Origin of the sequence: Campylobacter sp. CNRCH_2014_2452, from assembly GCF_025772865.1 — a bacterium.
Lineage (GTDB): Bacteria > Campylobacterota > Campylobacteria > Campylobacterales > Campylobacteraceae > Campylobacter_D > Campylobacter_D lari_D.
In genome coordinates this window covers 79,509-100,828 of record NZ_JAKMSX010000001.1, presented here as the reverse complement: position 1 = coordinate 100,828, position 21,320 = coordinate 79,509, and the positions used below count along the sequence as shown (strand labels likewise).

26 protein-coding genes are annotated in these 21,320 nt (G+C 27.7%); 17 read left to right on the top strand and 9 right to left on the bottom strand.

Annotation, left to right across the window (positions count from 1 at the left end):
* Positions 1-292 precede the first annotated feature (292 nt).
* The 7 genes from L8X38_RS00500 to L8X38_RS08420 all read left to right on the top strand — a co-directional run bounded on the left by L8X38_RS00500 (position 293) and on the right by L8X38_RS08420 (position 5,967).
* Positions 293-631 carry a MarR family winged helix-turn-helix transcriptional regulator gene (locus L8X38_RS00500; protein ID WP_263660970.1) on the top strand — a complete coding sequence of 113 codons (339 nt, stop codon included), beginning with the start codon at positions 293-295 and terminating at the stop codon, positions 629-631.
* 13 nt (positions 632-644) lie between these two features.
* Positions 645-1,817 carry an MFS transporter gene (locus L8X38_RS00495; RefSeq protein ID WP_263660969.1) on the top strand — a complete coding sequence of 391 codons (1,173 nt, stop codon included), beginning with the start codon at positions 645-647 and terminating at the stop codon, positions 1,815-1,817.
* 74 nt (positions 1,818-1,891) lie between these two features.
* Positions 1,892-2,260 (top strand): CoA-binding protein, encoded by a 369-nt coding sequence (locus L8X38_RS00490; protein ID WP_263661039.1) that lies wholly within the window; start codon positions 1,892-1,894, stop codon positions 2,258-2,260.
* Positions 2,257-3,468, top strand: coding sequence for a threonine ammonia-lyase (gene ilvA / locus L8X38_RS00485; RefSeq protein ID WP_263660967.1), 1,212 nt, complete (start codon positions 2,257-2,259; stop codon positions 3,466-3,468). Before L8X38_RS00490 ends, ilvA begins: the two co-directional genes overlap by 4 nt.
* Before the next feature lie 43 nt (positions 3,469-3,511).
* Complete coding sequence (locus L8X38_RS00480) at positions 3,512-4,003, top strand: PAS domain-containing protein (RefSeq protein ID WP_133318778.1); 492 nt, start codon at positions 3,512-3,514, stop codon at positions 4,001-4,003.
* A gap of 85 nt (positions 4,004-4,088) precedes the next feature.
* A complete protein-coding gene (locus tag L8X38_RS00475; protein ID WP_133318779.1) occupies positions 4,089-4,580 on the top strand; it encodes a PAS domain-containing protein in 492 nt (163 codons plus the stop codon).
* A 13-nt stretch (positions 4,581-4,593) separates the two neighbouring features.
* Entirely contained in the window at positions 4,594-5,967 is a 1,374-nt protein-coding gene (locus tag L8X38_RS08420) for a methyl-accepting chemotaxis protein (RefSeq protein ID WP_133318780.1), read from the top strand.
* A 10-nt stretch (positions 5,968-5,977) separates the two neighbouring features.
* Here the strand turns inward: L8X38_RS08420 and lon are convergent, their stop codons facing one another.
* Entirely contained in the window at positions 5,978-8,356 is a 2,379-nt protein-coding gene (gene lon / locus L8X38_RS00465) for an endopeptidase La (RefSeq protein ID WP_263660966.1), read from the bottom strand.
* Positions 8,356-9,012 (bottom strand): outer membrane protein assembly factor BamD, encoded by a 657-nt coding sequence (gene bamD, locus L8X38_RS00460; RefSeq protein ID WP_133318782.1) that lies wholly within the window; start codon positions 9,010-9,012, stop codon positions 8,356-8,358. Before bamD ends, lon begins: the two co-directional genes overlap by 1 nt.
* Positions 9,013-9,188: 176 nt before the next feature.
* Here bamD and fliW point away from each other — a divergent pair, with 176 nt between their 5' ends.
* The 5 genes from fliW to L8X38_RS00435 all read left to right on the top strand — a co-directional run bounded on the left by fliW (position 9,189) and on the right by L8X38_RS00435 (position 11,730).
* The gene (gene fliW, locus L8X38_RS00455; RefSeq protein ID WP_012661666.1) at positions 9,189-9,584 is read left to right on the top strand and encodes a flagellar assembly protein FliW; all 396 of its coding nucleotides are present in this window, start codon (positions 9,189-9,191) and stop codon (positions 9,582-9,584) included.
* Positions 9,584-10,312, top strand: a complete 729-nt coding sequence (locus tag L8X38_RS00450) for a pyrroline-5-carboxylate reductase (RefSeq protein ID WP_263660964.1) — start codon at positions 9,584-9,586, stop codon at positions 10,310-10,312. Before fliW ends, L8X38_RS00450 begins: the two co-directional genes overlap by 1 nt.
* Entirely contained in the window at positions 10,309-10,605 is a 297-nt protein-coding gene (locus L8X38_RS00445) for a hypothetical protein (protein ID WP_263660963.1), read from the top strand. The genes L8X38_RS00450 and L8X38_RS00445 overlap by 4 nt, the downstream gene beginning before the upstream one ends.
* The gene (locus L8X38_RS00440) at positions 10,589-11,317 is read left to right on the top strand and encodes a prepilin-type N-terminal cleavage/methylation domain-containing protein (protein WP_263660961.1); all 729 of its coding nucleotides are present in this window, start codon (positions 10,589-10,591) and stop codon (positions 11,315-11,317) included. The genes L8X38_RS00445 and L8X38_RS00440 overlap by 17 nt, the downstream gene beginning before the upstream one ends.
* Before the next feature lie 98 nt (positions 11,318-11,415).
* Positions 11,416-11,730 carry a hypothetical protein gene (locus L8X38_RS00435; RefSeq protein WP_263660960.1) on the top strand — a complete coding sequence of 105 codons (315 nt, stop codon included), beginning with the start codon at positions 11,416-11,418 and terminating at the stop codon, positions 11,728-11,730.
* Here L8X38_RS00435 and L8X38_RS00430 read toward each other — a convergent pair.
* From L8X38_RS00430 to L8X38_RS00405, 6 genes are all read right to left on the bottom strand, one after another.
* Positions 11,723-12,358 (bottom strand): MarC family protein, encoded by a 636-nt coding sequence (locus tag L8X38_RS00430; protein ID WP_263660959.1) that lies wholly within the window; start codon positions 12,356-12,358, stop codon positions 11,723-11,725. The genes L8X38_RS00435 and L8X38_RS00430 overlap by 8 nt on opposite strands.
* A gap of 52 nt (positions 12,359-12,410) precedes the next feature.
* Complete coding sequence (gene rpsR, locus L8X38_RS00425) at positions 12,411-12,671, bottom strand: 30S ribosomal protein S18 (RefSeq protein ID WP_039618521.1); 261 nt, start codon at positions 12,669-12,671, stop codon at positions 12,411-12,413.
* Between the two features lie 10 nt (positions 12,672-12,681).
* Positions 12,682-13,212 (bottom strand): single-stranded DNA-binding protein, encoded by a 531-nt coding sequence (locus L8X38_RS00420; protein ID WP_133318788.1) that lies wholly within the window; start codon positions 13,210-13,212, stop codon positions 12,682-12,684.
* Positions 13,213-13,215: 3 nt separating this feature from the next.
* A complete protein-coding gene (gene rpsF / locus L8X38_RS00415) occupies positions 13,216-13,590 on the bottom strand; it encodes a 30S ribosomal protein S6 (protein ID WP_263660958.1) in 375 nt (124 codons plus the stop codon).
* 89 nt (positions 13,591-13,679) lie between these two features.
* Complete coding sequence (gene holA, locus L8X38_RS00410) at positions 13,680-14,645, bottom strand: DNA polymerase III subunit delta (protein WP_263660088.1); 966 nt, start codon at positions 14,643-14,645, stop codon at positions 13,680-13,682.
* A 1-nt stretch (position 14,646) separates the two neighbouring features.
* Positions 14,647-16,578 (bottom strand): VacB/RNase II family 3'-5' exoribonuclease, encoded by a 1,932-nt coding sequence (locus L8X38_RS00405; protein WP_263660957.1) that lies wholly within the window; start codon positions 16,576-16,578, stop codon positions 14,647-14,649.
* 107 nt (positions 16,579-16,685) lie between these two features.
* Here L8X38_RS00405 and ilvC point away from each other — a divergent pair, with 107 nt between their 5' ends.
* From ilvC to L8X38_RS00380, 5 genes are read left to right on the top strand one after another with little or no spacing between them, the layout of a single operon-like run.
* Complete coding sequence (ilvC, locus tag L8X38_RS00400) at positions 16,686-17,708, top strand: ketol-acid reductoisomerase (RefSeq protein WP_012661655.1); 1,023 nt, start codon at positions 16,686-16,688, stop codon at positions 17,706-17,708.
* Position 17,709: 1 nt separating this feature from the next.
* Positions 17,710-18,774: a divergent polysaccharide deacetylase family protein gene (locus L8X38_RS00395; RefSeq protein WP_263660956.1), complete on the top strand. Its 1,065-nt coding sequence runs from the start codon at positions 17,710-17,712 to the stop codon at positions 18,772-18,774.
* The gene (locus tag L8X38_RS00390; protein ID WP_263660955.1) at positions 18,761-19,528 is read left to right on the top strand and encodes a DNA-protecting protein DprA; all 768 of its coding nucleotides are present in this window, start codon (positions 18,761-18,763) and stop codon (positions 19,526-19,528) included. Before L8X38_RS00395 ends, L8X38_RS00390 begins: the two co-directional genes overlap by 14 nt.
* A complete protein-coding gene (gene ruvX, locus L8X38_RS00385) occupies positions 19,525-19,911 on the top strand; it encodes a Holliday junction resolvase RuvX (RefSeq protein ID WP_263660954.1) in 387 nt (128 codons plus the stop codon). The genes L8X38_RS00390 and ruvX overlap by 4 nt, the downstream gene beginning before the upstream one ends.
* Positions 19,898-20,791, top strand: a complete 894-nt coding sequence (locus L8X38_RS00380; RefSeq protein WP_263660953.1) for an RsmB/NOP family class I SAM-dependent RNA methyltransferase — start codon at positions 19,898-19,900, stop codon at positions 20,789-20,791. Before ruvX ends, L8X38_RS00380 begins: the two co-directional genes overlap by 14 nt.
* A 187-nt stretch (positions 20,792-20,978) precedes the next feature.
* Here L8X38_RS00380 and rpsO read toward each other — a convergent pair whose 3' ends face one another.
* Positions 20,979-21,251: a 30S ribosomal protein S15 gene (rpsO, locus tag L8X38_RS00375; RefSeq protein WP_012661650.1), complete on the bottom strand. Its 273-nt coding sequence runs from the start codon at positions 21,249-21,251 to the stop codon at positions 20,979-20,981.
* Positions 21,252-21,320: the final 69 nt, after the last annotated feature.

The following is a 21,320-nucleotide window of genomic DNA, read 5'->3' as shown; positions in this document are numbered from 1 at the left end:
TAAAGTCTCTAATGTCATAGTTTAATCTAAGCTAAATTGAGTTTGTCAATACTACAAATATTTGTAAATTTAAAATATTATAACAAAGTTACAAGCTTTAATTTTTTTGATATTTTTTATCTTAAATGTAGAATGTATTTAAGGAAAAAACTTATATAAGTTAGAATTTATGTAATCTTTGTTACTATTAAAATAGTTGATTTAATCAATTAATTTTTACAAAGGATTTCTCATATTTTTTCAAAAAATTACTTATACAAATAGAAAAATACTCTATAAGGTCAATGAAATTTTGAAGCCATTTGGATTGAAATCAAGCGATTGGAGAGTTTTTGTTTATTTAAGCCATCATCAAAATAGCACTTTAGCTCCAATATGTGAATTTTATCAAATGGATAAAGCTATACTTTCTAGAGTTGTTTCTAAACTAACAAAACTTGAATATATAGAGTTTTTAAAAGCTGATGATAAAAGAGAAAAGATCATTACTTTAAGTGCCAAGGGTAAAGAAATTTTTTTTGATGCAAATGTTTGTATAAGAAAATATGAAAAAGAAATCTTAGATATATTAGATGAACAAGATCAAGAAGTGCTTTTAAAATTACTTGATTATATCAATGAAAAAATTTAAGAAAGGTTTTTTCATGGGTCTTAGTAAGAAATATAATTTATTTAATATAAATTTTTTCTGTATTTTTGGGATAAATTTTGTTATTTGTCTTGTTTTTTATATGAGTACTATTTCTAGTACAGATTATGTTTTGGGTGTTTTAAATCTTCAAACTAGCACCGCAGGACTTATAATGGGTGCTTTTGTTATAGGTGCTTTGCTTTCTAGACTTTATTTTGGTTCTATTATTGATGGTATTAATATAAAAAAAGTGATTATATTTTCACTTTTATTTTATCTTTTTATTAATTTAATGTATTTGAAATTTTATAATGTGTATTTTTTGGTATTGATACGCTTTTTAGCTGGAGTTTGCTATGGAATTTGTTCTTGTGCTTGTGGGGCAGCTATTGCTAGAATAATACCTAGTAATAAAAGAGGAATTGGTATAGGGTATTATGCTACGAGTGTTGTTTTAACTTCAGCTTTAGGGCCTTTTTTGGCCATAAAACTTGACTCTATCAACTTATTTCAACTAAGCTTTTTAATTGCAAGTGTGAGTATTATCTTTGCATTAGTTTTATCAATTTTTTTAAAAGTAAGAAGATTTAAAAAACATTATCATGTAAAAAGAAAATTTAGTATTTATAATTACTTTGAAAAATCAGTTTTAAATTTGGCTTTGATTACTTTTTTGATCGCATGTCCTTTTGGAGCTATTATAGCTTATATGAGTGCTTATACTCAAAGTTTAAATTTAAGCTTTGCTGGATCTATGTTTTTTGTAATATATGCTGGATTTTCTATAGTTTTTAGACCTCTTGCTGGAAAGGTATTTGATAAACATGGAGCTAATATTGTAATAATTTTTTCATTATTTAGTTTTATATTGTGTTTACTTTTACTTGCGTTTGCAAAAAATTTTTATATGATTATTATCGCCGGTATATTTTGTGCACTAGGTTATGCAAATGCTACTTCAAGTGCACAAGCTTTGGCTATCAAACTAGCTCCTAAAGAAAAAATGGGGTTAGCTAATTCTACTTTTTTTCTATCTTTGGATTTTGGCATAGGAGTTAGTCCTTATTTGTTGGGTATTGTTGAACCAAGTATAGGTTTTGCTAATGTCTATGTACTTTGTGCTGTACTTGTTTTGTTTGCTCTTGTTTTATATTATTTATTAATAGTTAAAAAAACTTTTTGTTAATTTTATTTTAGATACAATGCTTTTTTTAAAATAAGGAAAAAGCATTGTGTGATACTCATAAAATACTAAGTTCTATGAAAAATATCGCCATTATAGGACTTAGTCCTAATCAAGAAAAACCTTCGTATTTTGTAAGCAAATATTTACAAGATTTATCTTACATAATTTATCCTATCTATCCTAAAGAAGATTTTATTTTAAACGAGAAAGTTTATAGAAATTTAAGTGAAATTCCTTTTGAAATCGACACGGTTGTAATGTTTAGAAAAGCAAGTTACGCAAATGAAATTTTTGAAGATCTTTTAGCTAAAAATGTTAAAAATTTTTGGATGCAACTTGGTATTATTAACGATGAAATAATGCAAAAATGTAAAAAATTTGGTATAAATTGTGTTCAAGATCGTTGTATCAAAATAGAATTAGATAAAAAAGGTAAATCATGATTGAGTTAAATAAAATTTATCAAGCAAAGCAAAAAATTGCAGATTTTGTATTAAAAACCCCTTTTGTGCACTCTTCTTTTTTAAGTGAGTTTTTAGATACTGATGTTTTTCTAAAATGTGAAAATTTGCAAAAAACAGGTGCTTATAAAATCAGAGGTGCTTATAATGCTATTGCTAATTTAAGTAAAGAACAAAAGCAAGCAGGTGTAATAGCTGCAAGCGCTGGAAATCATGCACAAGGAGTTGCAATTAGTGCTAAAAAATTTGGGATAGAAGCTGTGATTGTTATGCCTGAAGCTACACCTTTGCTAAAAGTAAGTGCGACTAAAAATTTAGGTGCAAAAGTGATTTTAAAAGGAGATAATTTTGATGAGGCTTATGCTTATGCGTTAAATTATGCTAAAGAACATCATTTAAATTTTATTCATCCTTTTGAAAATGAAAGTATTATAGCAGGGCAGGGTACTTTAATGCTTGAAATGCTTGATGAAATAAGTGATTTAGATATGATTTTAGCTCCAGTTGGTGGTGGAGGTTTGATTAGTGGAGTGGCGAGTGCTGCTAAGCAGATTAATCCTAATATAAAAGTTATTGGAGTGAGTGCTAAAGGAGCTCCTGCTATGTATGAGAGTTTTAAAAGTAAAAAAATAATCAATTCAAAGGCTGTGAGAACCATAGCTGATGGTATTGCAGTGCGTGATGTAAATAAAATTAATTTTGATATTATTCTTGAATGTGTTGATGATTTTATTCAAGTTGATGATGAAGAAATAGCTAATGCGGTGTTATATTTACTTGAAAAACATAAAATCACAGTTGAAGGTGCTGGAGCATCAGCAGTTGCTGCACTTTTACATAAAAAAATAGATTTAAAAAATCATAAAAAAATAGGCGTGATTTTAAGCGGTGGAAATATTGATGTACAAATGTTAAATATTATCATAGAAAAAGGTTTGTTTAAAGCTTTTAGAAAAATGCTTATCAATGTTACTTTGGTTGATAAACCAGGAGCTTTGAGTACTTTGAGTGATGCTATAAAAGAAGCTCAAGCTAATATAGTTAAAATTGATTATGATAGATTTTCCACTAAGCTAGAATATGGTGATGCGATGATTTCAATTACTTTGGAAACAAAAGGAAAAGAACATCAAGAATTAGTCAGAAAGATACTTTATGACAAAGGTTTTAATTTCAATGAAATTTTATGATAAATGAAATATAATATTTTGTAAATAAATTATAAGGAAAAAAATGTCGCAAGAAAAAATTTTAGAACCAGATACATTAATAACCTCTAAGACAGATTTAAAAGGGGATATTATTTATGCTAATGATGATTTTTTAAAATATGCGGGTTATAAAATGGAGGAAATTTTATATAAACCTCACAATATTGTGCGTCATCCTGATATGCCAAAAACTGTTTTTAAATGTTTATGGGATTATATACAAGATGGAAAAGAAATTTTTGCTTTTGTTAAAAATAAAACCAAACAAAATGATTATTATTGGGTTTTTACTAATGTTACAGCTTCTTTTGATGAACAAGGAAATATTATAAATTATTATTCAGTTAGAAGAAAACCTAAAAGAGAGGCAATATCAACCATAGAGCAAGTTTATAAAATTCTTTTAGAAATAGAAGAAAAAGATGGTATAAAAGCCGGAGTGGATGAACTTGTTAAGATAGTTAATTCTTATGGTATGAGTTATAATCAATTAATTTTAGAGCTTCAAAGATGAATTTGATAAATTTTGTTTATAAATTATTATTTTATATTGAGATATAATTACTCCCATTTTAATTTTAAACTAAGGAGATTGTGTTATGTCTTCAGAAAAAATTCTAACCTCGGATGTTTTAATAACATCAAAAACTAATTTAAAAGGTGAGATTATTTATGCAAATGAGGATTTTTTGAGATATTCTGATTATAAAATTGAGGAAATTTTATACAAACCTCACAGTATCATGCGTCATCCTGATATGCCAAGAACGGTTTTTAAATATTTATGGGATAACATTCAGCTTAAAAAAGAAGTTTTTGCTTTTGTAAAAAATAAAACAAAATATAATGATTATTATTGGGTTTTTGCTAATATAACTGCTTCATGTGATGAAAATGGAAACATTTTAAATTATTATTCAGTTAGAAGAAAACCAAATATGGAAGCTATCAAAACAATAGAAGAAATTTATAAAGTTCTTTTGTTGAAAGAAAAAGATGGTGGTATTAAATCTGGAATAGAAGAGTTAAAAGCAATAGTAAAATCTTATGGGGTGACCTATAATGAACTAATGATGAAAATTCAAAAATAAAAAAGGATTTCTTATGAAAAATATTTTGTTTCTTGGTATAGTTTTAAGCATAGTAGCTTGTATTAATTCTTTGTTTTATGCAGAGTTTATTTCCTTAGGTTTCTTTTTAGTTTTGTTTTGTTTATTTATATATGGATTGTTTATTTTAAAAAAAGAAGAACAATTTAGCGATAAGATTTTACATCTTAGTAGAGAGTTAAAAAATGGTAATTTTGATTCAAGAATTGTATATATTAAATGTGCTAATAAAAAATTAAAAGAAATTGCTGATAATCTTAATAATACAATAGATGGTTTAGAAGCTTATTTAAGAGAGATAAATACTTCAATTGCTTGTTCTCAAAAAGGTGAATATTTTAGAAGAGCTATCCCTGAAGGTTTAAAAGGTATTTTTGTTCATAATATTAACTTTATTAATAAAGCTTTAGATGATATAGAAAAAACAGGAAAATCTGTTTTTAAAAATGCTTTATCAAGAGAACTTATGGACTTGAGTTTAAATAGTCAAAATAAAAATTTAAACGATTTGTCTTCTGCATTAAATAAAATCATCAAACTTATGAGAGAAGTTTTTGGTGATATTAGAATAATCTCAAATACAGCACAAAAAAATGGTTTAGAAGTAGGTAATTTACAGGATTCAATTTCATCAATGATGCAAGTGGCTGATGAAAGTAAAAATGCTGTAAATACTTTTGCATCTAATGCTCAGAGTATCAATGCAATTGTTGAGGTAATTAGGGATATTGCAGATCAAACTAACCTACTTGCATTAAATGCAGCTATTGAAGCAGCTCGTGCGGGAGAGCATGGTAGAGGTTTTGCGGTAGTTGCAGATGAAGTAAGACAACTTGCTGAAAAAACACAAAAAGCAACAGGTGAAATTACTTTAGCAATTCAAGTAATGAATCAAGAAATTGCTTCTATACAAGAAAATAGCGAAAAAGTGTTTGATATTGCAAATTCTTCTGATAGTAAAGTTGCTGATTTTAGTGAGGCATTTAAAGAATTAGAGGATAAAAGCTCTCATTTAGGAAAAGAATTTGTTAATTTTGCTTCTGATTTAACTCTTTCTGCAATGAAAATAGATCATATATTATATAAATCTGATGTTTATTTAACTCTAAATGGTTCTCAAGAAAATCTTCAAAATCTAGATCCTATTTCAACTTTATGTAAAGATGAAGATGCAAAAAGTATTTTCTGTCCTTTAATTTCTCAAAATGAAATGGAGATTAAGAGTGAGAAAATACAAAGCGCGGCAAGTAAAGCTATAAAAATAGCTAAAAAGGATAATATATCAAAAGAAGATTATGACTCTATTATTAATGATATAAGAGAACTTGAAAATGAAAGTAGAGTAGTTATGAATAAATTAGAAGCTTAAAGCTTCTAATTTAGATAAGAGCTATTTTTAAAACTTCTTGTAAATTTTTCACCCCAATAATTTTCATATTTTTTACTACTTCTTCAGGAATATCTTTCAAATCTCTTTCATAGTTTTTATGTGGGATAATGGCTGTTTTAATATCAGCTTTATAAGCAGCAATAAGTTTTTCTTTTAAACCACCTATTGGTAGAACATTGCCCATTAGATCAATTTCTCCAGTCATTGCAACATTTGATTTTACTTTCTTGTCGCTAAAAATAGAAGCAATGGCTGTGGTAATAGTTATGCCTGCACTTGGTCCGTCTTTTGGAGTGGCTCCATCTGGTACATGAATGTGAAGATTGTATTGATTGTATATGTTTTCATCTTCTTTGTAGAAAAGTTTCTTTGAGACTTTAATTTGTTCATCATCGATTAAATTCTTAACAAGACTTTGAGCAATTTTTGCTGATTCTTTCATTACATCACCTAAGCTCCCTGTTAAAGTTAGATCACCCTTGCCTTTGATTTTAATGGCTTCGATTTTCAATACATCTCCACCTACTGCAGTCCAAGCAAGTCCATTTACCTGTCCGATTTTATTTTCTTTTTCGTGCTTTTCTATTTCAAAGACTTTTTTACTTAAAAAATCTTTTAAATTTTTATCATCAATTTCAATATTTTTAATATCTTTTTCTAAAAGAAGTTTTTTAACACATTTTCTACAAATTTCAGCAATTTTTCTTCTTAAATTTCTTACACCTGATTCTCTAGTATATTCATTTACTATTAATTCTATAGCATCATCACTAAAGCTTATTTCTTCTTTTTTTAATCCATGTTTTTTTATTTCATCAGGTATGAGATAGTTTTTGGCTATTTGGAATTTCTCTTGAGGGGTGTAAGAGCTAAGTTCTATAAATTCCATTCTATCTTTTAGAGCAGGTGGAATTAAACTTGCATCATTTGCAGTAGCTATGAAAATGATTTTGCTTAAATCGATGTTGAAATTTAGATAATAATCTCTAAATTTAGTATTTTGTTCAGGATCTAAGATTTCAAGTAAAACTGCACTTGGATCTCCTCTATGATTGCGACTTAGTTTATCAATCTCATCAAGCACAACTACTGGGTTGCTTTGTTTTGCTTCTATAAGGCCTTGTATAATGCGTCCTGGCATAGCTCCTATATAGGTTCTTCTATGTCCTCTTAGTTCATTAACATCTTCTAAACCACCTAAAGCTATGCGCACTAACTCTCTTTTTAATGCCTTTGCGACTGAATTTGCTAAAGAAGTCTTGCCAACACCAGGAGGGCCAACTAAGCACAAGATGACTTTTGCACCATCTCTATCTTTAATCTTGCGTTTTTCTAAAAGTTCTTTAACTGCAAAGTATTCTTCAATACGCTCTTTTGGTTTTTCTAGAGCATAGTGATCACTATTGAGTTGTAAAGATATATCTTTTAAATTTAGTTTTTTCTTTGAGGAGTGCTCAAAAGGTATATCTAAAACCGTTTCTATGTAAGTTTGCACCATAGAAGCTTCTGAATTATCTTGATGAATTCTTTCATATTTTTGAATTTGCTTTTTGATTTCTTTATAAGCCTCTTCATACATAAAAGCTTTTTTCTTTTCTAATTTTTTATTATATTCCTCTACTTCGCTTTCTTTTTGTATATCGCTTCCAAGCTCTCTTTGAATTTGTTTGAGTTGTTCTTTTAAAAAGTATTCTTTATTAACCTTGTCAATTTTAGAATGAACTTTATTTTTGATTTCTTTTTGGATTTTATTTGCTTCAATTTCTTTAGCTAAATAATCAATTAAATTTAAAAGCTTGGTTTCTAAATTAGTTTCGATAAAAAATTCATAAGCTTGTTGTTTTTTGATTTTAATAGAATTTAATATTAGATCACAAATTCTGCTAGGCTCGACATCTTCTTCTATAGTTCTTAAAAGATCAGGTGGAAAATAATGACTCACAGTCGATAAAGCTTTTGCTTTTTCTCTAACTACTTCTATAATAGCTTCTTTTTTTGTATTGCAAATTGGCTCTTGATGAATTAAATCAACTAAAGCATATAAAGGATCATCCGAAATTCTCTCAACAATCTTGGCTTTTGCATATCCTTGGAATAAAATTTTTATCCTACCATCAGGCAGTGGAACTTTTCTCATAATACTCCCAATGACACCACAATCATATATATCATCAAAGCCACGCCCACCTTCAATTTTTGATGGTGCCACAAAAATCATACTTTCATTTTGTAAAGCGGTATCTAAGGCTTTAATATTTTGCATATCATTTAAAAAAATAGGTGTTATCATAAAGGGGTATAAAAAAAGCTCATCTTCTACAAGAATGGGAAGTTTTGTTGGATAGTTTTGAGTATTTTCTAATTTCATTACATTATACCTTCTTCAAATATTTTTCTATACCATGGAAGTTCTGGTTTAATCATATCGATTTTATTAAAATCGGAATTTTCGATTTTTTGCTTATAAATCTCATAGCTTTGCTCTCTGTTTTTTTTCTGATATAACTCTGCTATACTTGTATCAAGGTAAAAAACTGCAAGATTAAATTTAGTTAGCATAGTATCGATTAAATCATTATATTGTACATTAGGATAGTTTTGATTGTATTCTTTGATTTCTTCTATTGTTTTTAGCATTAAGGCTTGGTTACGATTTGGAACAGCAAAAGAGTCAAATTTAGCTTTGATTTTTAAATATCTTATATAAGCTACATTTTTAGAATCGCCAAATTTATTTAAATATTCATCAAGATAAAAATTTGCCATTTCATATTCTTCTTCGCTAATATGAGCTTGAGCTAATATAAGTAAAGTTTGTTCTAATAATGGATCAGCAATATGCTCACCTGCCATTGAAGTATAGTGTTTATCAGCTGCTTCAAGATTTTTTTCTTGTAAATCTTTTATAATTTGTTGATACCATTCCATAGAACTTAGATTATATAAATCTTCAGCTTTTTTCGAGCTACATGCTCCTAAAAATAAACCTGCAATAATAAGTGAAAAAATAAAAAGTTTTTTCATTGTGTTACCTTAATAAATTTAATAATTGTAATTATAATGTTTTTATGTTTATGAAATTGTTAATTTTTAAAACTAAAATTATAGTCAAAAACTCTTAATTAGTGTAATTTTTAAAATTGGAACTAAAATTGCTTAATGAGTTGTAATTTCTTAGTCAATAGATTTTAGGAGGCAAGATGAACTTAGAAGTTAAATGTCCTATTTTAGGTTTTGAAGATACCAAAAATATGAATTTTTATAAAATAGACGAGGTTTTTTATAGACTTAAAAGCCTTGATGGTAAAGATTTTTCTTTTGTGATGATTGATCCTTATATGATCCGTCCTGATTATGATTTTGAAGTGCCTGATTATTATCAAGAATTATTAGCTTTAAATGAGCAAACTAATTTTGGTGTGTTTGTTATAGTGGCTATTAATGAGCCATTAGAAGAATCTACGGTAAATTTTTTAGCACCTGTTGTGATGAATTATGATAATAACTCTTTAGTGCAAGTGATTTTAGATACAAGCAAATATCCTAATTATTTTCAGTCTGAAAAGATTTCAGCTTTTATTAAACAAACAAAATAATGTCTGAAATTTATATTTTAGGAAATGGTGCTATGGCAAGTGCTATAGCTAAAGGTTTAGAGGATACTTATAAAGTAGTTATTGTTGCTAGGGATTTAAAAAAAGCCAGTGGTTTAAATTTAAAAGTATTATCATATGATGAGTTTGATATGGATAATAAAAATATTATTTTGGCTTTTAAACCTTATGCGTTAGAAGAAGTAGCTGTTAAATTAAAAGGCAAGGCAAGATGGCTTATTTCGGTTTTAGCAAACACTACTTTTGAGCGGCTTCATTGTATTGATGCACAAAATTATGTGAAAATTATGCCAAATACAGCAGCCGAATTTAAAGCTTCTACAACTGCTTATTTAATGGAAAAAGATTTATTTAAAGATGAAATTTTATCTTTGTTAAATACTTTTGGTAAAGCCATAAGTTTGCAAAATGAAAAAGAATTTGATATAGCTATGGTTTTGAGCGGTTGTGCTCCTGCATTTTTAGCTTTGGTAGCAGAAAGTTTAGCTAATGCAGGTGTGAAAAATGGTTTAAAAAATGAGCTTAGTTATGGGCTTACTCGTGCAAGTTTTGAAAGCTTTAGTGCTTTGTTTAATCATGCTCATCCTGCTATTATTAAAGAAAAAATTTGTTCTCCAGCAGGAGTAACTATAAAAGGAATTGAAGCTTTAGAAAAAAGAGCTTTACGCGGTGCCTTTTTTGAAGCTTTTAATGCAAGTTTAAATAAATGAAGCAAGCTTTTAGTCTCCTAGAGCTTGCTTTTTGTATTGTAATTTTATCTTTTATTTTTGGATCTTATTATCTTGTATTTGCAAATAAATCTTTAAATGCTATATGGCAAAATCAAACCCTTTTTAATGAAGAAAAAGAATTGCTAAAGAAAATTCCTTCATATAAAGCAAAAGAGATAAATATAAATAATTACAACTTTTTAGAATACACTAGTGATGAATTTAAACTCAAATCTTTAAAAATAAAAGATTTATCCTATAAAGAAGCTTTTGTAGATGAAAAAGGCTTTTAGTTTATTGGAACTTGCGTTAAGCCTTGTTATTTTGGGTATTTTGATTACTATTTTAATTAATCCAGCTATGTATATTTATAATTATAGTTTTAATGTTAAAAAATCTAGTGAAATATTTTTTGATTTAAATCAAGCTTTACTTAGCATGGAGAAAATTTATAATTCTTGCTTGAATGCAATATTTACAAGTAATTCTTTTGAGTGTTATATGAGCGCAAATGATGATATTTTTTATGATTTGTCATTAAAAAAATTAAACTTCAGTGGTATTATTTTAGAAAATAATGAAAGTTTTTTTAGCCCAAAAAGTAATTTGTATTTTATAGAAAATGGAATTTCTGAAGGAATTTTGAGCAATTATAAAGATATGCATAGTATGAAGAAGTTGAAAATATACACTAGTGATTATATGTATATTTATGATATAAAAAATTCAAAAATCTATAAAATATTAGTTGATGATAGAGAAAAAATCAATTTTTTTGATGAGAGTTTTAGCGGATTTTATACTATTTTATATGCTTATATTAAGGTGTATTTGAAAAATAAAAATATTTATATGCAAATTGATGATTTAAATCATAACAAACAAGTATTTTTATTAGCTCAAAATATTTCAAAACTTATTTTCAAGCATGATGGTGAGTTATTAAAAATTACAATTTGCAGTAATACTCAAAATAGATGTTTAGATAAATGGATGCTTTTGTGAAAAAATCATTTGCAATGATATATACAATATTTTTTATTTTATTTATTTCTTTTATTATGGCGTTTATAATAAAAATTTCTTCATATCCACCAAGAATTATGAAAGATTTAACGCTTTATACCCAAGGAAATATTTTACTTCATGATGCTAAAGAGTTTGCTAAATATTTTTTATATCAAGCCTATTTGGAGGGTAAAGAATGCTTAAGTGAATATAATTTTGAATATAATAATACAAAAATACGAATTGATTATGCTTATCCTTTGGGTGAATGTAAAAATAATAAATTAATTGCAAAGTATGTTCATGCAAAAAGTATTGTAGTGGTAAATATTAGTGTGTTGTTAAATACTAATAAAGCAGTAAATGAAGAAGTGTTTTTGCAAAAAAGTTTTTTTATTTATCCTAGGTAGATTGAATGTAAGTTTGAACCCCAATAGCTATCATTTTTACTCCCATAGCCATAATAAAAACTAAAGCAATGCGCGAAAAAACATAAAGCACAAGCTTACCGATAACTTTTTCAATAGTAGCTGAAAAGTGAAATAAAGCAAAAATAAAAGCAAAAGTAAGTAATACAGAAGCTATGGCTATAGCTAAATTTTGATCTTCTGAAATAACTACTATGGTAGAAAGTGTTCCAGGTCCTACAAGCATAGGAAATGCCATTGGTACTATACTTTTTTTTAATAATTCTTTGTGGCTTAATCCTTGATAGTGTTGAAATTGAGTGCTTGATGGGGTGAAAAGTAGATTTTTTGTACTCATAATGATTAAAATCAAACCACCTGCAACTCGTAAATCATTAATATCTATTTTAAATAAATATTTCATGATAAATGGTCCAGAAAGTAAAAAAACTAAAACAATACAAAATGCAGTGTAAATGATATTTCTAAAAAGTTTTTTTCTTGTATCAGCATCTAAACCTTCAGTCATTGCAATAAATTGTGGAAGATTTCCAAAAGGATTTAAAACCGCTATAATAGCAACGGATGCAAGTAAAATAACATAAATTTCAGATTCTATATCTGAAAACATAAAACAACCTTTTATTTTCCCAAGCTTAAAAAGCTTGGGTTTGATTTAATAATTATAGTCCTTCAAAAGGATTAGTAACAACTTCTTTTCTATCTACGATATAAGGGATAAGTGCTACATGTCTTGCACGCTTAATAGCAACTTCAACCATTTCTTGGTGTTTTTTGCTAGTACCTGTTAAACGGCGTGGCATAATTTTAAATCTTTCTGATAAAGCATGTTTTAGCAATGCTGTATCTTTATAGTCTATAAAATCAACTTTAGCTTCAGTATATTTACAATATTTGCGTGAGTATTTTCTTTTTTCTGCCATGTTTTTTCCTTTAAAATGGTAATTCTGTATCATCATCATATTTATCAATATCAATTTCCTTCATAGGGGCTTCCTTTTGAGGATTTTGATAGGTATTATTAGATGAATTTGTTCTAGTTTGTACTTGAGCATAAGGATCAAAGCTTTGTTGTTGATTAAAATTTTGATTATAACCATAATTTTGATTTTCAAAATTACTTTGTTGATTATTTTGTACAGTTGAACCTAGCATTTCTAAATTTTCAACTTGAATACTATGCTTTGATCTGTTTTGTCCATTTTGATCGCTCCATTGCTCAAATCTCAAACGACCTTCGATTAAAATTTTACTACCTTTGTTAAGGTATTGATTAGCAATTTCTGCAGTTCTTCCAAAAAAGCTAATGTCGATAAAGCAGGTTTCCTCTCTTTTTTCTCCTGTATTTGTACTAAATCTTCTTGTTACAGCTATAGCAGAAGAGCCTATTGCGCTACCTGATGGAGCATAACGCATTTCTATGTCCCTTGTAAGATTCCCTACTAAAACGACTTTGTTAAACATTAATTAGCTTTCTGTGCTTTCACTAGCTTTAATTTCTTTTTTATTTTGTTTGATACCCTTGCTTAGTCTTTCCCAAGCTGCAATTTCTTTTTTATTTTCATATTTTACGATTAAAAATCTGATTACTTCTTCAGTGATTCTTAATACCCTTTCAAGCTCTGCTATTAAATTTGTAGGAGCTTTGAAATAAATTACAAAATAAGTTCCTCTTTCGTATTTTTTAATTTTGTACGCAAGTTTTCTTGTTCCCATTGGAACTACGCTTTCAATTTCTGCGCCATTTTTTGTAAGGACTTCTTTTACGAATTCCAACTTAGCACTTACTTCTTCTTCTGTAAGTGTTGGTTTTAATATGAATAAAACTTCATAATGTCTCATTTAATTTCTCCTTATGGATATAAAGCCTAAAATTTTAGGCAAGGATTTGCATAAAATGCAAATTTCATTTTACCATAAGTTTTCTTAATTTAACTTTTTAATATGGAGCTAAGTTGTAAAAGTGTTGCGATTAAAAATTCTTTTTTTTCTATTTTAGAATTCTTTTTTAATTCATATTCGCAATTACAAAGTGTCAGAAAGATATTTTTGTATTGTGATATTTTGATCATAAGAGCTTGTTTTTGAAGATTTTGTGCCACAGAAATAGGTGGAGCATAGCCTAAAATTTCTTTTAAGTCTAAATTTCCATAAATTTTAATATGTAAAGCTATTTTAAAAAGTCTAGAAAAATTTGCATATAAGGCATTAATCAATGCTATTTCATTATAATTTTCTAAAATATTTTCAAGTTCGTTTCTTAAATCTTGTTTTTGCATTAATTTATCAAAAAAACTTTCAAAGCTAATAGTACTTAAACTATAACAATGCTCTTGGATGATTTTTTCATTGATATTTAGACCACTAAATTTATTTAACTCATTAGCCGCTAAATATAAATTTTCATTAAAATTATAAAAAAGAGCATAAAGGGCATTTTGAGTAATGTTAATATTTAATTCTTTAGCTTTTAAAGCTAGTAATTCCATGCCTTCCTTAGCTGAATTTACTTTATAAAATCTACAAAAATTATTAGCAAAAATTTTCTCCGCTTCACTTTGTTTGGAGCTTTCATCATAAATTTCAAGTAAAAAATAATTATCTTGCGAATTTTGACAAAGCTGTAAAAGTTGCTTGAGTTCTTTACTTGAGATTTTCTTTTGAGTTTTGATTTCTAGCAGTTTTCTCTCGCTAAATAAAGAAGCGCTAGATAAATAATCATATGCTTGCTTAAAATCATATTCTTCAAAATAAAATCTTAAACTCTCATCAAAAGAGTATTTGTCTTTAATAAATTTAGTATAAAGCTCTATTTGGAAATTATCCGCTCCATAAAGCAAGAAATAATTGGGAAAACTATTACCATTAAGTAAGCTTTGGAGTTGATTTTTATACATTTTAGTTTCTTTCTAAACTAAAATGCTTGGTAATTTTGCCAAAAATTTTAGCACTAACAATATCTACTTCAGTGATTTCTACTTCTACATTTTCTAATAAATTTGCCCTTGAACCTATGATGGTAATCAAAGCTCCCTTAATTTCATCATTTAATTTTACTTGCAATGAACTTTGATTTTCTACCACTAAAGCCTTAAATCTTTTTCCTATATTTTCTTTTGCCCATCTTGCAAATTTTCTATCCATAAAATGCCAAGCAACCTTATCTGCTTCTCTTTCTAATAAACTTAATTCCTCGCAAGTACTTTGTATATTTAAAAGCAAATAATTAAACATTTTTTCATCATTGTTGATTTTAGCTTTTAAAAGTCTATGCAATATAAGATCAGAATATCTTCTAATAGGACTTGTAAAATGGGTATATTTATCAAAACCTAAGCCAAAATGCCCTGCATTTTCACTAGAATATTCTGCTTTTTTTTGCGCTTTGATGATGAGTTTATCTACTTCTTCTCTTATATTTAGCTCATTTGCTAAGACTTGAATGTCTTTAAATAATTCTATGACATTATTTTTAGGATTAATATCTATACTAAGTGTTGAAAGATCAGCTAGCAATTGATCTATTTTTTTATAATCAGGATTTAAATGATTTCTAAAAACTCCTATATCAATGAGTTTTGCTGCAGCTTTATTAGCTAAAAGCATGCAATCTTCGATTAAATTATGCGAGGCAGTGTCATTTTCAAGGCGTGTTTTTATGAGTTTATTATTTTCATCTAAAGTCATTCTTAGCTCTTGGGTTTTAAACTCACAAGCATTTTTTAATCGTTTTTTTCGTAAATTTTGAGTGATTTTGAAAACCTCATAAAGCCAATTGATTGTGCCTAAATCTTCTTGCTTTTGTAAATACTCATCAACTTCATCGTAATTAAAACGGCGTTTTGAGTTGATAATAGCCTCAAAAAGCTCTTCTTTAATCACTTCATTGTTTTGATCTAAGCTTATTTTAAAACAAAATGCTAACCTATCTTCATTAGGTTTTAGTGAGCAAATATTTTCACTCAAAGCTCTTGGTAACATAGGTATAGCAATATGAGGAAAATAAATCGAAAAACCCCTCGATCTTGCTTCTTTATCAATAGCACTATAAGCATGCACATAAGCACTTACATCAGCTATGGCTACATAAATAGCATGCTCATTTTTATCATAATAAATTGCATCATCAAAATCTTTTGCATCAATTGGATCAATGGTACAAAAATTTAAATTTCTAAGATCTTTTCTTGATGGATACATACTCGCATCAACTTCATTTCCATAAGCTCTTGCTTCATTTTCACATAAATTATCAAAAACTGCATTTTTATTAAAAAGTGCTAAGGAAATTTTGTCATCTACAAAATCATCATCAATATGCCCTATCACTTCAGTGATATTATTATCATGATTTTCTATTTTTAAAATAGTTCCTAAAGGTAGAGTTTTTAAGGATTTTTGAGAGGCTTTTAAGGCACATGTGAGTCCTGTTTGAATATTTACTCCAAGGACTGCTTCGCCGTATTTTTTAGTTATAACCAAAGAAGTTTCATGGGCTCTTTTAAGTATTAAGATAACTTTAGCACTTGGACGCTTTTTTTTAAGAGGAAGTAATTTTGCCACAACTATATCAGCATAATTTGCTCCTTTTAAATTTTTATTTTCTATGAGCAAATCACGCTTAAAAGCAGGATCAAAACTTTCTAAAAATCCCGTTCCATTAGCTGAAATATCAATCTTACCAAAAGTAAAGCCATCTTTTAAATAGTATTTGTTTTTATAAAATTTAATGATATCGCAAGTTAGTAACTCTCTAATGATTTGCTTGCTTTTATTGGTAATTTCATCAGCATTTAGACCATAGCTTAGTTGATTAAATAATTCTTTCATAATACTCTTTATAGTAATTTTTCAAAACTTAAATTTTATCATAAAAGGATTAAATTTATATTTTTTAGTTATAATCTTTGCTTTAATTTTAATTTTAGGAGTGTATAATGGCTGTGTCAATTTATTATGATAAAGATTGTGATATTAATTTAATAAAATCAAAAAAAGTAGCTATTATAGGTTTTGGCTCTCAAGGTCATGCTCATGCTATGAATTTAAGAGATAGTGGTGTAGAAGTGATCATAGGCTTAAAAGAGGGTGGGCAAAGTTGGGCAAAAGCTCAAAAAGCAAATTTTATAGTAAAAAGTGTAAAAGAAGCTACTAAAGAAGCAGATTTGATTATGATTTTAGCTCCTGATGAAATTCAAAGTGAAATTTTTAATGAAGAAATTAAACCTGAATTAAAAGCAGGTAAAACTCTAGCATTTGCACATGGATTTAATATCCATTATGGACAAATTGTTGCTCCAAAAGGTATAGATGTGATTATGATAGCTCCTAAAGCTCCAGGTCATACTGTAAGACATGAATTTAGTATAGGCGGGGGTACTCCTTGCTTAATTGCTATCCACCAAGATGAAAGTAAAAATGCTAAAAATTTAGCTTTAAGTTATGCTAGTGCTATAGGTGGTGGTAGAACAGGTATTATAGAAACGACTTTTAAAGCTGAAACTGAAACAGATTTATTTGGCGAACAAGCGGTGCTTTGTGGAGGACTTAGTGCTTTAATCCAAGCTGGTTTTGAAACCTTAGTTGAAGCAGGGTATGAACCTGAAATGGCGTATTTTGAGTGTTTGCATGAAATGAAATTAATTGTAGATTTGATTTATCAAGGTGGTATTGCTGATATGAGATATTCTGTTTCTAATACTGCTGAATATGGAGATTATATCACAGGACCTAAGATTATTACCAAAGAAACTAAAGAAGCTATGAAAGGTGTTTTAAAAGATATACAAAATGGAAGTTTTGCCAAAGATTTTATCTTAGAAAGAAGAGCGAATTTTGCAAGAATGCATGCAGAGCGTAAATTAATGAATGATTCTTTAATAGAAAAAACAGGACGCGAACTTCGCGCTATGATGCCTTGGATTAGTGCTAAAAAATTAGTTGATAAAGATAAAAACTAATTTGAAAACTATAAATAAAAAATACAAAGTGCTTTTAGCGCTTTGTCTTGTTGTAATTGGAATTTTTCTTTTTGCATTTGGAGCTTTGTTTTTAAAAAAAGAAGAAAATAAAGGTTCAGATTACAATCAAACAATAAACAAAAAAGAACCATTACCTATAATAGGACAAGAAAATAATTTTAGTTTTAATGATATAAATTTGACTTTAGAAAATGAAAATTTAGAATTTTTAGATAAAAATATTAGTGAAATTTTAAATTTAAACCCTGTAAATACAGAGTTAAATCAAACTAAAGAAGATAATCAAACTTCAATTTTAGAAGTAATAGATCAAAATACAAGCAAAGAATCAAAAAATGAAGAGCAAAATATATCAGATAAAAGCGAGGATAATAAAACTCAAATTCTAGTACAAAAAAATACCAAGCCTCGTCTAGCAATTATCATAGATGATATGGCAAGTCACACTCATGTAGATATGCTTAAAAAAACAAATTTAAAATTAATCCCATCTTTTTTTCCACCTGATAAACGCCATCCTTATACAGCTGAGTTTGCAAAGGATTTTGACTTTTTTATGGTGCATTTGCCTCTTGCTGCTATAAAATATGACAAGGCAGAATTAAACACTTTACACCCTAGTGATGATATGGAAAAAATAAGCAAGCGCGTAGCTTTTGTAAAAGAACAATTTCCAAAAGTAAAATTTATTAACAACCATACAGGAAGTTTATTTACTGCAAATAAGCAGGCTATGGAAAAATTATTTAATGCTTTTAAACAAAATGATTTTATTTTTGTAGATTCAAGAACCATAGGAAATTCTAAAGCTAAAAATTTAGTAAGTCAATTTAATCAGCCTTATATAGCCAGAGATATTTTTTTAGATAATGAAGATGATATAGCATATATTAAAAATCAACTCAAACAAGCAGTAGAAGAGGCAAGAAAGAAAGGTTTTGCTATAGCTATTGGTCATCCAAGAGAAAAGACTTTTAAAGCTTTGGTGCAAAGTAAAGATTTGTTAAATTCAGTTGAACTTGTATATTTAAATGAAATTTATTGAGAATATTGAAGATTTTAAAAATCTTTTAAATCCACCTTCAAAGATTTATTATAAAGGCAATTTAGAGCTTTTAAATGCTAGAAAAGTAGCTATTATAGGTTCTAGAAAAATGAGTGCTTATACTAAAAATTGTCTCATTGAGTTAGTATCTTTGTTAAAAAAGACTAAGGTTTGTGTAGTAAGTGGTGGGGCTTTGGGTGTGGATATCCAAGCAGCTAAAATAGCTTATCCTCAAACTATAGCCATATTTGCTAATGGACTTGATGAGATTTATCCAAAAGCTAATACAAATGAAATTTTAAATATTTATGAAAATGCATTAGCTTTAAGTGAAAATGAAGCAAAATATAAAGCAAAGCCATATGATTTTTTATTAAGAAATAGGCTTATTATTGCTTTAAGTGAGGTTGTTATAATAGCTCAAGCTGATTTAAAAAGTGGTTCTATGCAAAGTGCAAGGCTTGCTTTGAGTATGAATAAACCTATATATGTATTACCTCATAGGAAAGATGAAAGTGAAGGAACAAATTTACTTTTAGCCACAAAAAAAGCAAATTTAATTCATAATTTTGAGGAATTTGCAAAAATGTTTGGAGAGCTTTATCAAGATCAAAGTGAGGATGATTTGTTAAGCTTTTTAAAGCATGAAAATGATTTAGAAAAAGTTTTGAAAAAATTTGGTGATAGAGTTTATGAATATGAACTTGAGGGTCTGGTGGAAATTTCTGGAGTGAAAATAAGAGCTTACATATGAATACTTTAGCGTTAGATATAGGTTTAAAGCGTATTGGTGTTGCTTTGTGTATTAATAAAAGCATGGCCATGCCGCTTGAAGCTATCATTAGAAAAAACCGCAATCAAGCAGCAAATGAGGTAAAAAAATACATTAAAGACTATGATGTAAATACTTTGGTGGTAGGAATTCCTTTGGGCGGATCTAGTGAAGATGAAATGCGAAAAAGAATAGAGCATTTCATATCTTTACTTGATTTTGATAAAGAAGTTTTTTTTGTTGATGAGAGTTTTAGCTCTAAAAATGCACAAGAGCTTGGTGTAGTGAATTTAAAGAAAAAAGATGGCAAACTTGATTCTTTAGCTGCATATTTACTTTTAAAGGATTTTTATGGCCTTGATTGATTTAAATACAGCTTTAGATGAAATTTATACAAAAGAGCAAAAAGAACAAATCCTTCAAAGTTTTAATCAAGAAAAATATGTCAATATTTTTAGAAATTCTTTGCTTATTGACAATGAAAAACTAGAAGAAATTCTAAATGAAAAAAATATAAAATTTAAAAAAATTGATTTGTATTGTTATAAAATACCTAGTATTTTTAAAAGCAAATTAAGCTCAATGAATGCTTTTAATGAGGGTAAGTTTTATATACAAAATTATTCTTCGTATTTATGTGCTAAAACCTTGGGCGTTAAAGCTGGTGAGAGTGTATTAGATATGTGTGCAGCTCCTGGTGGAAAAAGTTTAAATTTGGCCAATTTTATGCAAAATGAAGGTTATTTAGCAAGTTGTGAATTATCTAAAACACGCTTTTTTACCTTAAAAACAACTATGGAAAATTATCAAGTTAAAATTGCAAAATGCTTTTTAAAAGACGCACGCACTATAGGTAAAGCTTGTCCTTTGAAATTTGATAAAATTTTGCTTGATGCGCCTTGTTCAACTTTTGCAAAAATGGGTTTTGAAATACAAAAAAACACAAAAGAAATTAAGCAAATAGCAAATTTACAAAAAAAACTTTTACATTCAGCATTACTAGCCTTAAAACATGGTGGGGAATTGGTTTATAGTACTTGTACATTTTTAAGAGAAGAAAATGAAGCTGTTTTAGAAAATGCGTTAAGAAATGAAAATTTTAAATTAGAATTACTAGATTTTGATTTATTAAATGTTAACTTCATTAATGCAAAAAGTGATGATTTTGACTTGTCATTTGCCAAAAGAGTTTTACCAGATAATTATGCAGATGGGTTTTTTATAGCAAAAGTGAAAAAACATTAAAAATCAATAAAATTAAATGTGAAAAATATTTTTACTCATAAAACTTAAAGTGCTATTTTTAGATACTTAGAAGCTAAAATCACATCGTGAAACTCTTGTGAATAAAATATTGAAATTTTGAAAACTTAAATTAAAGAAGTGGTAAATAACTAAAATAAAATATATTAAAGATAAATAAGCACGAGGCTTATTTATCTCTTAAATTTAATTCGCTGATTAATTTAGAATAAGCTTGATAATCTTTTCTTTTTAGATAAGATAAAAGTCTTTTTCTTTGACCAACAAGCTTTAAAAGACCTAAACGAGAAGAAAAATCTTTTTTGTAGATTTTTAAATGTTCTGTTAAATCTGAAATTCTTGCGCTTAAAAGTGCGATTTGAACTTCTGGAGAACCCGTATCTCCTTCTTTTCTAGCAAATTTTGCAACTATTTCTGCTTTTTTAGCCGAATCTAAAGCCATAATAGACCTCCTGAGCGGTATTTAAAATAAAAAGTGCAATTATAACTAAAAAAACAAAAAAAATGCTGA